This window comes from Daejeonella sp. H1SJ63 (genome assembly GCF_029360775.1).
Classification (GTDB): Bacteria; Bacteroidota; Bacteroidia; order Sphingobacteriales; family Sphingobacteriaceae; genus Daejeonella.
Genome location: NZ_JARKMZ010000028.1, coordinates 120,458 through 134,285, shown reverse-complemented (window position 1 = coordinate 134,285; position 13,828 = coordinate 120,458). Strand labels below are relative to the sequence as shown.

Below are 13,828 nucleotides of genomic sequence, written 5' to 3'. Positions count from 1 at the left end.
ACTTATCTGATCGTCACCCTGACACCCAAAAACGTACGTAAACCCTGATTGGGTGCATAAACATATCCAGGGTCAAATGTCATGGCATAGGGATTATCCGTGGTCGGGATTACCTGCCCCTGTGCATTCTTAACTATATTTTGATCAAAAGGATCACGGCTGCGAGCTATGATGAACGGCTCACTTTTACCGGGTGTCCAATTCAACAGGTTTTTCACTCCGCCATATATTTCAAGGTTCTTAAATCCACTGTAATTCATCTGAATATTCTGCAGACTCCAGACCGGCGATTTTTCGCTTCTTGGATCCAGATCGCCCAGTACAGGCAATTGCATTGAACCATAAACATTCCCGGTGTAATCAAGATTAACTTGTGTGCCGGGGAATTTATAGGAAATACTCCATGTCCCGGTCCATTTTTCAGTCAGCAATGGTCTGTTCTTAAACGATGTCTGATTATTTTTCGAGTATACATCAAGAAATGAAGCACCCGCCATCACTTTAAGTCCATTATTTAACTCTAAATCCATGTTCATGCTAAGTCCTCTGGAAACTGCATATCCATCGAGATTACTGTATATAATTTTATCAGGATCAGTCAAATAGTCTGGTATAATCTGATTTGTAAAATGAGTGTACCAGGCAGACGCATCCATACTCAAAAAGCTTCCGCTCATAAAATAGAATTTCCTGTGATAATTCAGGTTGGCATTATAGCTACGCTCAGGTTCAAGTTTTTGAGTCAGTACCACTTCCCTTGATCCGGTTAGTGCGGCATGTTCTTCCGTAAACAAACTTACCACCCGAAATCCCGTACCTGCATTAAACCTCAGAACATTATGATCATTAATATTCCATTTATAGGCAAACCTTGGAGTGAGTATGTGCCTGTGCACTGAATTATAATCATATCGCATTCCTAATAATAGTTTATGAGATTTTGAAAGCGCTATTTCGTCCTGAACGAAAAGCCCGGGAAGCCAAACTTTATCAGCTTTGTTCTGTCCTCCCAAAGAAACTGTTGCGGGAGTATTATCATCATAAAATGTATAACGCAAAGCAGTTCCAATCAAAAGATCATGTTCCTCTATTTTCTTATCCCATGTTAACTGTCCGAATGCAATTTGCTGCCGGGCACCATAAATTGTTGTACCGTAAACAGAATTCTGTTTATGATCATTCACCGAAAATGCAAACATAAGCGGCTCTTTAAACGGCAGCTGATATGAGCCCAGTAACTCCCATCTGTTTGTATAAATACTTTCTGCATATCTGGTTTCTCCCCCTCTGTAAGATCTGTCCCATGAAATATCTCCGCCCCACCTGTCTTCGTAATTATATCTTCCGGCCAGACTGAACACCCGCTTATTTTTACGGTTGAAATTCCATTTCTGAAACAATGAAATCCTGTCCTGTAATGTTACATCCGTAAAATTGTCATTGTTCTTATCTATTCTGTTGCTATACTTGAAATAATTAATTCCGGTTAGCACATCTGCTTTTTTTCCCGCTTTCAGCTTAATTCCAAGATCTGTATTCAGCTCTCCCCATGATGTACTAAACACATCAGCAGATACTGAAGGAGCATTCTGAGGTCTTTTGGTGATGATATTGATTAATCCTCCAACTGCTTCTGAACCGTACAGAGATGATGCCGGACCTTTAACAATTTCTACCCTTTCGATCAGGGCGTTGGGAATACCTGAAAGCCCGTAAACTGAAGACAGACCGCTCACTATTGGCATTCCATCAATCAAGATCATGGTATAAGGCCCTTCCAATCCGTTAATATGAATATCGCCGGTATTACATACATTACAGTTAAGCTGAGGACGAACACCATTTACATTCTGTAAAGCATCAAAAATTGAGGGAGTAGGATTTTTACGAAAAAATGCCGGACTGTAAACTTCAACCGGCACAGGACTGGCCAATCGGGTTATTTCTTTCATAGTTCCACTGACTACCACTTCATCTGCCATTGCATGAGATTCCTTCATCTCAACATCAACATGCAGGGTTTGCCCATTCTTTAAGTTTAAAGGAATATTCTTTTGAGCATAACCCAGAGCCGAAATCACGAGGTTGTATTTTCCGGCAGGCAGCTTATCGAGATAAAATTTCCCTTCCGGATCAGTTGTTGTACCATATCTGCTATTGCTTATTGCAACCGTCGCAAATACGAGTGCTTTCTCTTCTGAACGTACAGTTCCGTGAACCACAGTAGTTTGAGCCCGGAGATTAACAAATACCCCTGCAAGTAAAAGTGTAAACAGAATAGAACGCATCATCTTTAATTTAAATTAGATATACAAAAATACAATTTTAGATTAATCTAAAAAATAAATTAAACAATTCTCATAATTTCAAAAATTCGGGTTATGAAAATTCTTTCGGATATTTGCACTTATGTCGGGTGCAATTACTATTAAGAATAAAAGAGCATACTTTGAGTATCACATACTTGAAACATACACAGCCGGTATCAAGCTTCTTGGTACCGAGATAAAATCAATCCGGCAGGGAAAGGCTGACATCAATGATGCTTTCTGCACTTTTATGGATGGGCATTTGCAGGTAAGAAATATGCAGATCGCAGAGTACTCGCATGGCTCGTTCTACAATCATGAAGCCAAACGCGACAGGGTACTTTTATTAAGAAAGAAAGAGCTGGCTAAGCTAAAGACAAAACTTGAAGAAAAGGGTTTTACAATCATCCCTCTAAAGATATTTACCTCAGAAAGAGGATTTGCGAAGCTCGAAATAGGACTGGCTCAGGGTAAAAAGCTATACGACAAACGTGAAACGCTGAAAGACCGCGATGCAAAACTGGAGATGAGCAGGGCTATGAAAAGGTAAACCTGTTAACTACTATCACTTGTCTGTTGGAGTAAGGAATAAAGAGCTAATAGGCCCGGGATGATGAAATAATGATTTCAGTTTTGCAGCCGTTCTACTGAAAGCTGGCAACAGATAACCAATAACTAACAAAGAAACCGGCAATCACCAGGCCTGCTCCCCCACCAGCGGCACAAACCGGAAGGTATCCAGTTCAAACCGCTCAAACTCATTCTCTCCCACCCGCAATACAGTAATCATCTTTTGAGATTTTTCATCTCCAACCGGAATAACAATGATGCCGCCTATTTTTAATTGTTTAAGCAGTATTTGCGGAACGAGGGGTGCACCGGCAGTAACAATAATCTTATCGTAGGGTGCATGCTTTGCAATACCCTTTGAACCATCACCATAGAAAAATTCGGCATTATAGCCAATATGCGGCAACACCTGGCGGGTGCGGTTATATAAATTCTCCTGCCTTTCAATAGTATAAACTCTGGCACCCAGCTCTAACAAAATGCAGGTCTGATAACCTGAGCCGGTACCAATTTCCAATACTTTATCCCCTGTTTTAATATGTAAAAGTTCAGTCTGATAAGCTACAGTATAGGGCTGTGAAATAGTTTGTCCATCACCTATAGGAAAAGCAATATCCTTATAGGCCTGCTTCCAGAAAGTTTCATCGAAAAAATAATGGCGCGGCACCTTGCCAATAGCACTTAAAACCTTTTCATCTGCTATTCCACGCTCTCTCAGTAATTCAACCAGCTTTTTACGGGCTCCCTTTTCGCGGTAACTATCAACTATCTTATGTGCCATTCTATTCCAAAAATAACCTTAAGAAGGCATTTTCAGAAACTAATATTCAGATAAAATATCAAGTATTTTTAATAAGGATCGACATCAATATGCATGAAAACTCCCTTATTTGCCGGAACAGTCTCAAAATCAACAAGTATCCTTTGAAGCGCTTCTTTAATCTTGTTAATCGACACGCCTTCCTTTTCTACTTTGATCAGGATGGTCTGAATATAGTAATTTCTAATCCTGCTAATCATTGGAGCTTCGGGGCCAAGAATACGATCACCAAACTGAGCCCGCAGAATCTTTGCAAATGACGATGAAATACCATGCAGCTTTGAGATATCCTTATGCTTCACATCGATCTGAATAAGGCGGTACAATGGCGGATAATGAAAATTACGGCGTTCAATAATCTCAGTATTAAACATCTCTTCATAATCATTTCTGATTACCTGGCTGATAATCCTGTGGGTGGTATCATATGCCTGAATAATCACCCTGCCCTGCTTTTCACGGCGGCCCGCCCTTCCGGAAACCTGAGAAAGCATTTGAAAACTACGTTCAAAAGCCCTGAAATCAGGATAATTCAGCATACTGTCTGCACTTATAATCCCAATGGTAGTCACATTCCCAAAATCCAGTCCTTTGGCAACCATTTGCGTTCCAACCAGAATATCAATCTTCCCGTCCTCAAAATCATTCAGCAAAACCTGAAAACTGCTCCTGGTTCGGGTAGAATCCAGATCCATTCTGGCAATTCTTGCATCCTCAAACAAATGCTGCAATTCATCCTCAATTTTTTCGGTACCAAAACCCTTTTGTTCTATACGGGCAGAGCCACAAGCCGGACAAGCAGTAAGAACGTCCTGCTTATAGCCACAATAATGACAATGAAGTTTTGCACTGCTCTTATGAAATGTAAGGCTCACATCACAATTAATGCATTTAGGCGTAAAGCCACAGGTAGTGCAAAGTAAAAGTGGTGTATAGCCTCTGCGATTCTGAAAAAGAATAACCTGCTCCTTTCTGGATAAGGCTCCTGCAATCTCTTTCATCAGAACAGAAGTAAAGTGCGACTGCATCGTCTTTCTTTGAGTCTCTTCTGCAATACTGACAACCTCAATCAGCGGAGATTTAACTCCTCCGTAACGACCCTTTAAACTTACAAGTCCGTATTTGCCGATCTTAGTATTATAAAAGCTCTCCAGGCTTGGTGTTGCCGAGCCTAAAACAATCTGCGCCTTGTGAAGATGTGCCAAATATATTGCTGTATCCCTTGCATGATAACGAGGGGCAGGATCGTACTGTTTATAGGAAGATTCATGTTCCTCATCAACGACTATTAATCCGAGATTCCCAAAAGGCAATAAGACAGAGGAACGGGCACCAAGCACCATTTTATACTCCCCTTTTAAAACCTTCTGCCAGACTTCTGCACGTTCATTATCATTAAATTTCGAATGATAAACCCCCACCTTATCCCCAAAATGCTCACGCAATCTTTCAATAACCTGGGTTGTAAGTGCAATCTCAGGTAACAGATAAAGTATCTGACGGTCCTGCTGAAGCATTTCTTCAATCAGGCGGATATAGATCTGGGTTTTCCCGGACGATGTTTCACCAAACAGCAAAACGACACCCTTTTCATCGAGTTGTTCTTTGGTTTCTTTCAGCGCCAGTTCCTGAGCTTCATTAAGTTTAATATCACGTAAAATTTCAAGATCACCGGCACTTAAACGACTGACAATTTTTTCTTCCTGAATAAAAATTTCCTTATCAAGCAATGCTTTGATAGCTGCAGGTCCGCTTCCAGCTGCTTCCAGAAGATCGGCTTTGCTGATTTCACCTTGCTGCTTTTCAAGCTTAAAGTAGGCCAGTAATAATTCGAGTTGTTTGGGTGCTCTCTCCAGAACCTCAAATAACGCCCTGCGATTCTCAGCCCCGGTAAATTGGGGATGAAGCTTGATAAACGACTTTACACGTGGCTTATATTTTTCGGCAATCTCTTCCGAAATAATAATGACATTCTTTTCAAAAAGTCCCCTTAAAATCGGGAAAACAGTTTTCTGGCTCAATAGCTTACTGACATCGCTCAAACGAAGCTCAGTGTGCAAGTCAAGAGCATCAACTATCAGAAACTCCTTATCTGTAAGCAGTGTCTTATCAATTGATTCTGTATGATTCAGTACAATTCTGGTTTCACTGGCCAGCTTCAGGGCAGCCGGAAGAGCAGCCTGCATTACCTCTCCGATATGGCAGAGATAATATTCCGACATCCAGTTCCATAATTTCAGATTAAATTCATTGATGATTGGCTCCTGATCCAGAATGTCAATGATATACTTGGCTTCGTATAATGCAGGCGGAGTTTCTGATATCCGGCATACAATTGCGGTATAAATCTTACTCTTGCCAAATTGAACCACAACACGTTTTCCTGCAGCAATTTCATCTGCCATTTCAAAAGGTACACGGTAAGTATAGGTTTTAGCAATAGCCAGGGGTAAAATAACCTCTATGAAAATTGTCTTTCTGACAATACCCTCAGATTCATTGAACTCAAGCATTATTTATTCTTTATGGTAGCCAATAACAGACTGATCCAGCCAAGAATAAAAAACAATCCGCCAATCGGAGTGATTGGGCCTAATAAAGATATCTGTGAAAAATGATGAATATCTTTTGTTGAAAGCAGGTACAGCGAACCTGAGAAGAGAATAATACCAAAAGTAAAAAACCAGGAAGCCAGATTTATTGACCTTGTTTTAAATCTTGAAAAACCAGACAAAAACAAAAGGGCAAAAGTATGATAGAACTGATAGTCAACTGCCGTCTTCCAAACTTCCAGATCGGAAGGTTTTAGAAGTGCTTTTAAGGCATGAGCCCCGAATGCCCCTAAAATCACAGCTAACATCCCAAACACTGAAGCGATAATAATGATGCGTTTGTTCATATTGTTAGAATAGATTGCTAATTTAACAAACATGTTTGCAATTCTTCTGCGAAGACTTAAAAATATAAATTTGCTAAAAAGCTGATTGATAAAACCATCATGATTTTGCCAAAACCCGCAGGGGTATGATTATTAAATCATGATCGCCATGCCTGACGGCAAGCAGGCCCGCCTACCGGCAGGTAGGCCTGCTTGCCGCAGGCAGGTTGATCACCTTTAAAAAACAAAAAATAAACAGATGAAAAAAATAATAGGAATTACTACTTTTTTACTATTTGCAGTAATTTCTGTGGCATATTTATACTTTTCAAAACTAAATACGAGAAGCCGGAATAATGACCTCGTCCTATCAGAAATTCCTGCTGATGCATCCATAATTTTTCAGTACCCCAACGACCGTAGTCTATATGAAATATTTAAGGATTACCGTCTGTTTGATACGATCATTGGAAATCAGAGTAAAGATGAAATTCATTGGCTGAAAGACATCTTATTAAGTGACAAAGAACTGGAAATGTTTACAGAAGGACAGAAAGTATTTGTATCTGTACATCCTTCTGCAGGCGATAGTATTGATTTTTTATGGTCATTACCTTTAAAAGAGCCTGTTTCTAATGATGAGCTGCCAGAATTACTTAATAAATCGGGATCAGGTATCAAAGTAATAAAATCGGGTCCAATATTGTCAATCATTGCTCCAAATATAAAGCGCACTTTCTACCTCAGTATCGACAAAGGAATTGCCAGAGGGAGCTTTTCTAAATCCTTATTAGGTATTTGTATTGATGGGGAAGCAAAAAAAATAGAGAAATCATTTGTCAGAGAAATTAGCGAGGGGGTAAAAAGCAATGAAAACGCACTGGCAAACCTGTTCATAAATTATAGAAAACCAGGACTTCTGACTCCATTTTTGCGACAAAATCAGATTGGAAATTTCGAATTATTCAGAAGTTTTTCAGGTTACTCAGGCTTAACTTTAAATTACAAAAGTGATGCACTCATGTTTAACGGCATCACTTCAGGCACTGAGGGGCAAAAGAGCTATATTGATCTTTACCTTCATCAAAAACCAATTAAAAATACCTTAAAAAGAATATTTCCATACAATACTGCTAACTCAGTAACTTATGGCGTTTCTGATTACACTCTTTTTCACAAAGATCTTCAAGAACTGTTTAGTCGAAGAAAATCAACAGACTCGCTGAAGAAAGAAATAGATCTTATTATTTCAGAAAGCGGATTGAATCCTGACAGGGACATTAAAAAATTATGGGGCGATGAAATGAGCATTCTGCAGCTCTCCACGCATGAGAGCCTCGCGATTATTAAAACAACTGACGGCAGTAAGCTGCAATTCTTTCTTGAGCCAGTCAGTTCTGAATATTCTGGCCTGATCAGAAAAGTAAATTATCCGGAACTCTTTTATTATTACTGGGGTGATCCTTTAAAGAGATTTCATAAGCCCTTTTTTGTAATCAGCGACAACCTTATTATTATTTCCAATTCAGCAAACACCTTAAAAAAGTATCTTGATGACTATAATTCTGAAAGGTTCCTGTTTAAAACAACCTCCTTTACACAGTTTGACCAACTGGTAGCCGATCAGGCAAACATTTCATTTGTATTTAATCTGAAAAACTCTGACAGCATCATCAGATCAATATTTAAAAAGAGTTATGCAAATAATTTCAGTAGCCCATCATATGGGATAAAAGATCTTTATGCGGTCTCGTTTCAGTTATCAGGCAATAAGGATCACTTTTTTACAAATTTTTATACCGGATATAAGAACAACATACCTGCAGAAGAACTGTCATTTAACGTAGATAGTATTAAAACAGACGATTAATGCTCCATTCAAAAACTATGATCTGCCGCCGTTTAAGAGATTTTTTTTCTGTTTTAACCCTGATATTTGTATGCAATATGTCCTCTTACGGACAGCAATTCTCATTGTATAACAGCAGAACTTTATATGACAGTTTTGAAAACCCTTCGCAAAAGACATCTCAGGTTGATACCAGCAGAAGGTTTGCATTTAATTTTCTAATACCTACGCTTAGTTTTAATACCAGTTTTTCGGGACCTGCAGAATCAGCTTTCAAATCCTTGATCTACGATGGCGTCTTCAATGGCAGGGATATTACGCTCGGCGAAAATCGGCGAAATGTGCTGACATTCAATTCAAATAACTATATCGCAATGTTCAGGGTATTAAAAGCTGTTAAGAACTATCAGGAAATGGGACTTAGCTGGCAAATACGCAGCGACGGGAGAATGGATATCAGCAATGAAACCTTTGCAATTTTTGATGATTACAGGGTGTTTCAAAATACTGGGAATAAAGACTTATTTAACAATAACGGATATAATCAAAATTACCATCAGTTTAGTTTTGCCTACAGGCAAAATTATTCGAAGCGGCTATCACTGGGCGCAAAATTCAGTTTACTGAGCGGAATAAGCTATTCATCCATTAAAATCAGAGAATCTGAGCTTAACGTGAATGGTCCGGCAGATGTTTTCGATGTTTCCCTCAAAGGCACTTTAAAATCAAGCTTCAAATTTGATAATTTTCAGAATGAGATGCTTAAACCAAACTTTAAAAACCCAGGTATGTCTGTCACCGCAAGTGCAGGATATAAACTGCGTAACGGATGGTCAATCATGGGGAATCTGAAAGACCTGGGTTTTATCAGATGGAGCAAAGATTCTTATGAATATAATTTTGATACGGGTAAGATAATCATTGCAAACGGATCTAATTCAAGCGCAGACAATCGTCTCGCCGACAGTCTTGATCAAAAGATCATCTCAAAATTTGTAAACAAATCTTACATCAGTGCAATCAATGGTAAGGCAGAATTCCTGGTTCATAAAGAATTCGGAGATTATAAACCTAACCTGATCCTTTCCAAAAGTGTATATTACAAGGGAGGGGATATCGCTTTCATTCATAATTATCATTATAAAAATTATGTTTTCACGGCATCAACAGATTACAACACCAATGGGTTTTTACAAATTGGCGGACAGTTTATGATCAAGTCTCCGAATGTTGAATTTTATATAGGAAGTGATCAACTATTTAAGTCGTTTGAAATGTTAAAAAACTCCATTTCTGATCAACGTCCATATTCTTCAGGATATACCGGCGTTTCATTTTATATGGGTTTTGGTCTTAAGTTTGGTACTATTCTTGAGCATATGCACAATGCAACAAGTACTCCCGGTTTCAGAAAAAACCCATTAGAGGGTTTTGTGAAAAAGGTATTTGGGAAGAAAGAATAGCTGCTTATTTTTTTGATTGAGTAAGAAGAAAATCTTTCAGGTAAAAGGGTTCAAAATAGGCCAGGTTTTCTTTTTCATTGTTTAGAAATTTACTACAGGCCAGCAAATTCATATTTGATGCCGAATTGACAAAATCAATAAAGTGAACATTCCTGTAATCGGCAAACATCTCTTCGAATTTCCCTGCCCCATCGCCGAAGAGATAAAGTTGTCTGTCATTGAACTCCACAAAAGAGCCTTCATCTACGATTTTGGCTGAAACGGGTTCAATCGCCTTCATATCCTTTTCAAAAATTCCGGTGTAAACCTCCATTCTGCGGGCATCAATCATAGGAATTAATAAACTATCATCCGGTATCTCCTGCTGTCCTAACATTCCCGAAGCCATAGCTTCAACAGTATCGACACCTATCAATGGGATATCCAACGCATAGCATAAACCTTTTGCAGTAGAAACCCCTATCCGTAGTCCGGTATATGATCCCGGCCCCTTACTGATCGCTACCGCATTGAGATCAGAATACTTTTTCCCGGCCTGCTGCATTACCTCTCCGATAAACAATGTGATATGACTGGCATGAATATTACGCTCATTTACCTCCTTTACAGCAATAATATTTCCATTCTCCGACAGAGCTACAGAGCAGGTACTGGTAGCTGTTTCAATAAGTAAAATCAGTTGATTATTCATTAGTACAAAGGAGCAAAATTATACAGATATAAGCAATTTCATGGCACAGGATCGTGCCCATGGCCTCCCCAGGGGTGACAACGCCCGATTCTTTTTAAAGTAAGCCAGCCTCCTTTAAAGGGTCCGTGTTTATGAATAGCCTGAATGCCATAATGCGAACAGGTAGGGTTAAAACGGCAGGATTGCCCAAGCATAGGAGATATCAGATACTGATAAATTCTGATCAGAAATAAAAAAAATAAAGAAAATGTCTTTTTTATAAGATTAATTAACATGGCTGCTTAGATAAGCCTTCTTTAAACGCTGAAGTGCATCTTTAAATTTCTTTTCCATAAAACTATATTCAGCAATATCATTTCCGATATAATTAATGGCAAGCAATAGATTTACTGAATGTTCTTTTAGGAAAGGATACAGATCTTCAGATTTATGCAAACGATAAAGTTCACGCATTCTCCTTTTGAGAAGATTACGGTCAACAGCTTTTTTGAATTTCTTTTTTGGAACGCTTACAAGTACCTGAGCGGGACTTTCCGACTGGAGTTCTTCAGGAAGCCAGACGATACGGAAGGGATATACTAAAAAAGAAGAACCGTTATGAAAAAGCTTTTCAATAAGCTTTATGCTACATAACCGTTCTTCTTTTTTAAAACTTTGCATTTTGATTGTTATTTAGCCCAAAACAAGCAGATAATGATCTGCACCTTCGTCAGGCTACGAAAATACAACCAAAATTATGCTTTATGGCGACGCTCGTCAGATACAGATAGTCTTTTTCTACCTTTAGCTCTTCTTGACGCTAATACTCTTCTTCCGTTTGCACTGCTCATGCGCTCTCTAAATCCGTGCTTGTTTCTTCTTTTTCTTTGAGAAGGCTGGAATGTTCTTTTCATGACTTATTTATATATTATTGCTCTAAAAAACAGAGGTGCAAATATAAGCTTGATTTTTTACAATTCAAACTATAGATGTAAAAATGTGCACATATTTTATTAAAAATGCAGACAAACAAAGCCTTTGAATATTATCAGGACTAAAATCTGCCTTTAAATCTAAAACAATCCAGCTTTAAATCTGTTGAAAATAATGCGCCAAATACGCTTTATAAAGCAAAACCTGCTTCATTAAAAAATTTTCAGGCTAAATTTAAATTGATTTAACGGGAATTACTTTGTCTGATTTTTCAAGAGATCCCTGATCTCCCGTAAAAGTACTTCTTCGGCTCCGGGTGCAGGTGGTGCTGAAGGCAATTCCTCCTCTTTACGTTTCAGTGCATTCATCATTTTTATGACTGCAAAAATACAGAAAGAAACAATCAGAAACTGAATTACAGAATTAATGAAACTACCATATCTCAAAGCAACCTCTTCAACTTTGTTAACAGTATCTGCATCAACCAGAACTATTTTTTTATCTGAAAAATCAACACCACCCATCAGATAGCCCAGTGGAGGCATCAATACATCATCCACCAGTGAGGTGATGATTTTACCAAATGCCGCACCGATAATCACACCCACAGCAAGATCAATTACATTTCCTTTGGAAATAAATTCTTTAAATTCTTTTACGATAGCCATAATACCATGATTATTGATTTGTTTAACCAAAATAAGCTTAATCTTTCATAAAATCAAAAACATTTCTGCGTCATAATCACGTATATAATTTTATGCATAGCTGTTTCAAAAACTAATATTTGTGTAATTTTACGCGACAAATTATAACATGTTAAGACAAAATCTTCAGCAAAAGCTTCTTCAAAAGCTTTCACCACAACAAATCCAGTTCATCAAGTTATTACAGGTCCCTACTGTTTCGCTTGACACCCGGATTAAGGAAGAGCTTGAAGATAATCCTGCTTTAGAGGATCTGAGTTTAGCTAACATGAATGATCCTGTTGAAGAATATCCTGACAGGGATCCTGATGAAGATTCATTCAATGCTGAAGATGATCATGAAACCGGAGATGAATTTAATGTGGATGATTACCTTCAGGATGACAGTATCAACGACTATGGATCTAAATACGATCAAAACGGAGATGATGATGAAGACCGTAAAGAGATACCAATAGCCGTACAAAGTTCATTTTTTGAGAGTTTGCAGGCTCAGCTTGACCTGGTCCCACTTTCAGATAAAGATTTCAGAATTGGTCAACAAATTATCGGAAGTCTTGATGATGACGGCTACCTCAGAAGGCCGGTAAACTCATTGGTCGACGACCTTGCTTTTTCCCAAAACGTTTTTGCAGAAGAGGATGAAGTTCTGGAAATATTAAAAGTAATCCAGTCATTCGACCCTGCAGGTGTTGGAGCAAGAGATTTGCAGGAATGCCTGCTGATCCAGCTCAGAAAAAGAGAACATAATCCTGTGGTTCAAAAAGCGATTCGTGTAGTTGAAGATTACCTCGACGAGTTCACTAAAAAACATTATGACAAACTGGAACGTTCACTGAACATGGATTCAGAAGAATTGAAGGAAGTCATCGCTGAAATATTAAAATTAAATCCGAAACCTGGCGACTCCAATGCTGTTACCACAAAGCAACTGCAGATTATTCCTGACTTTCACATCAGCAATAATGATGGGGTATTGGTTCTTACACTGAATTCAAAAAATGCTCCTGAACTCCGTGTCAGCCGCTCCTATCAGGAGATGTTTGAACATTATGATAAATCTTCGCAAAAAGATAAAAAGCTAAAGGAAGCAGTACAGTTCGTTAAGCAAAAGCTTGATTCGGCAAAATGGTTTATCGATGCTATCAAGCAGCGTCAGCAAACCTTATTGAAAACGATGAATGCTATCATGCATTATCAGTATGATTATTTTCTGACCGGTGATGATAAAAACCTGAAACCAATGATCCTTAAAGATATCGCCGACCGCATCGGCATGGATATCTCAACAGTTTCGAGGGTTGCCAATTCAAAATACGTACAGACAGAATTTGGAACATTCCTGTTAAAATCATTCTTTTCAGAAGCTATCCAAATGGAAAGTGGCGAAGAGGTTTCAAATAAAGAAGTTAAGAAAATCCTTGAAGAATGTATCGGAAATGAAGATAAAAAGCGTCCGCTTGCTGATGAAAAGCTCACCGAGATTCTAAAGGAAAAGGGTTATAATATCGCCAGAAGAACTGTTGCCAAGTACAGGGAAGCTATGAATATCCCGGTTGCACGACTCAGAAAGGAACTTTAAATTTCAGGATTTCCCCCAACCACATCTCCCTGATAACAGATAACAGA

At 38.6% G+C, this 13,828-nt stretch carries 13 protein-coding genes; 4 read left to right on the top strand and 9 right to left on the bottom strand.

The features are described from left to right. Positions 1-2 precede the first annotated feature (2 nt). Positions 3-2,291 (bottom strand): TonB-dependent receptor, encoded by a 2,289-nt coding sequence (locus tag P2W72_RS08470; protein ID WP_276360838.1) that lies wholly within the window; start codon positions 2,289-2,291, stop codon positions 3-5. A gap of 118 nt (positions 2,292-2,409) precedes the next feature. Here P2W72_RS08470 and smpB point away from each other — a divergent pair, with 118 nt between their 5' ends. Then, on the top strand, positions 2,410-2,859 hold the full coding sequence (smpB, locus tag P2W72_RS08465; RefSeq protein WP_276360836.1) for an SsrA-binding protein SmpB: 450 nt from the start codon (positions 2,410-2,412) through the stop codon (positions 2,857-2,859). A 144-nt stretch (positions 2,860-3,003) separates the two neighbouring features. On the opposite strand, the gene P2W72_RS08460 is transcribed toward smpB, so the two are convergent. From P2W72_RS08460 to P2W72_RS08450, 3 genes are all read right to left on the bottom strand, one after another. After that, positions 3,004-3,660: a protein-L-isoaspartate(D-aspartate) O-methyltransferase gene (locus P2W72_RS08460; RefSeq protein WP_276360833.1), complete on the bottom strand. Its 657-nt coding sequence runs from the start codon at positions 3,658-3,660 to the stop codon at positions 3,004-3,006. 68 nt (positions 3,661-3,728) lie between these two features. Beyond that, complete coding sequence (priA, locus tag P2W72_RS08455) at positions 3,729-6,212, bottom strand: primosomal protein N' (protein WP_276360831.1); 2,484 nt, start codon at positions 6,210-6,212, stop codon at positions 3,729-3,731. Then, entirely contained in the window at positions 6,212-6,598 is a 387-nt protein-coding gene (locus tag P2W72_RS08450) for a DUF423 domain-containing protein (protein WP_276360828.1), read from the bottom strand. Before P2W72_RS08450 ends, priA begins: the two co-directional genes overlap by 1 nt. A 238-nt stretch (positions 6,599-6,836) precedes the next feature. Between P2W72_RS08450 and P2W72_RS08445 the strand changes: the two genes are divergently transcribed. Then, complete coding sequence (locus P2W72_RS08445) at positions 6,837-8,447, top strand: hypothetical protein (protein WP_276360826.1); 1,611 nt, start codon at positions 6,837-6,839, stop codon at positions 8,445-8,447. A gap of 77 nt (positions 8,448-8,524) precedes the next feature. Next, on the top strand, positions 8,525-9,889 hold the full coding sequence (locus P2W72_RS08440; RefSeq protein ID WP_276360824.1) for a DUF5723 family protein: 1,365 nt from the start codon (positions 8,525-8,527) through the stop codon (positions 9,887-9,889). 4 nt (positions 9,890-9,893) lie between these two features. Here the strand turns inward: P2W72_RS08440 and tsaB are convergent, their stop codons facing one another. The 5 genes from tsaB to mscL all read right to left on the bottom strand — a co-directional run bounded on the left by tsaB (position 9,894) and on the right by mscL (position 12,160). Then, entirely contained in the window at positions 9,894-10,580 is a 687-nt protein-coding gene (gene tsaB / locus P2W72_RS08435; RefSeq protein WP_276360821.1) for a tRNA (adenosine(37)-N6)-threonylcarbamoyltransferase complex dimerization subunit type 1 TsaB, read from the bottom strand. Between the two features lie 38 nt (positions 10,581-10,618). Then, positions 10,619-10,855 carry a membrane protein insertion efficiency factor YidD gene (gene yidD, locus P2W72_RS08430; protein ID WP_276360819.1) on the bottom strand — a complete coding sequence of 79 codons (237 nt, stop codon included), beginning with the start codon at positions 10,853-10,855 and terminating at the stop codon, positions 10,619-10,621. Beyond that, entirely contained in the window at positions 10,845-11,240 is a 396-nt protein-coding gene (locus P2W72_RS08425) for a ribonuclease P protein component (protein WP_276360817.1), read from the bottom strand. Before P2W72_RS08425 ends, yidD begins: the two co-directional genes overlap by 11 nt. Positions 11,241-11,314: 74 nt before the next feature. Continuing rightward, complete coding sequence (gene rpmH, locus P2W72_RS08420) at positions 11,315-11,473, bottom strand: 50S ribosomal protein L34 (RefSeq protein WP_079701901.1); 159 nt, start codon at positions 11,471-11,473, stop codon at positions 11,315-11,317. A 273-nt stretch (positions 11,474-11,746) separates the two neighbouring features. Continuing rightward, positions 11,747-12,160 carry a large-conductance mechanosensitive channel protein MscL gene (mscL, locus tag P2W72_RS08415; protein WP_276360814.1) on the bottom strand — a complete coding sequence of 138 codons (414 nt, stop codon included), beginning with the start codon at positions 12,158-12,160 and terminating at the stop codon, positions 11,747-11,749. Positions 12,161-12,308: 148 nt separating this feature from the next. On the opposite strand from mscL, the gene rpoN reads away from it, so the two are divergent. Then, positions 12,309-13,781: an RNA polymerase factor sigma-54 gene (rpoN, locus tag P2W72_RS08410; RefSeq protein WP_276360811.1), complete on the top strand. Its 1,473-nt coding sequence runs from the start codon at positions 12,309-12,311 to the stop codon at positions 13,779-13,781. Positions 13,782-13,828 lie beyond the last annotated feature (47 nt).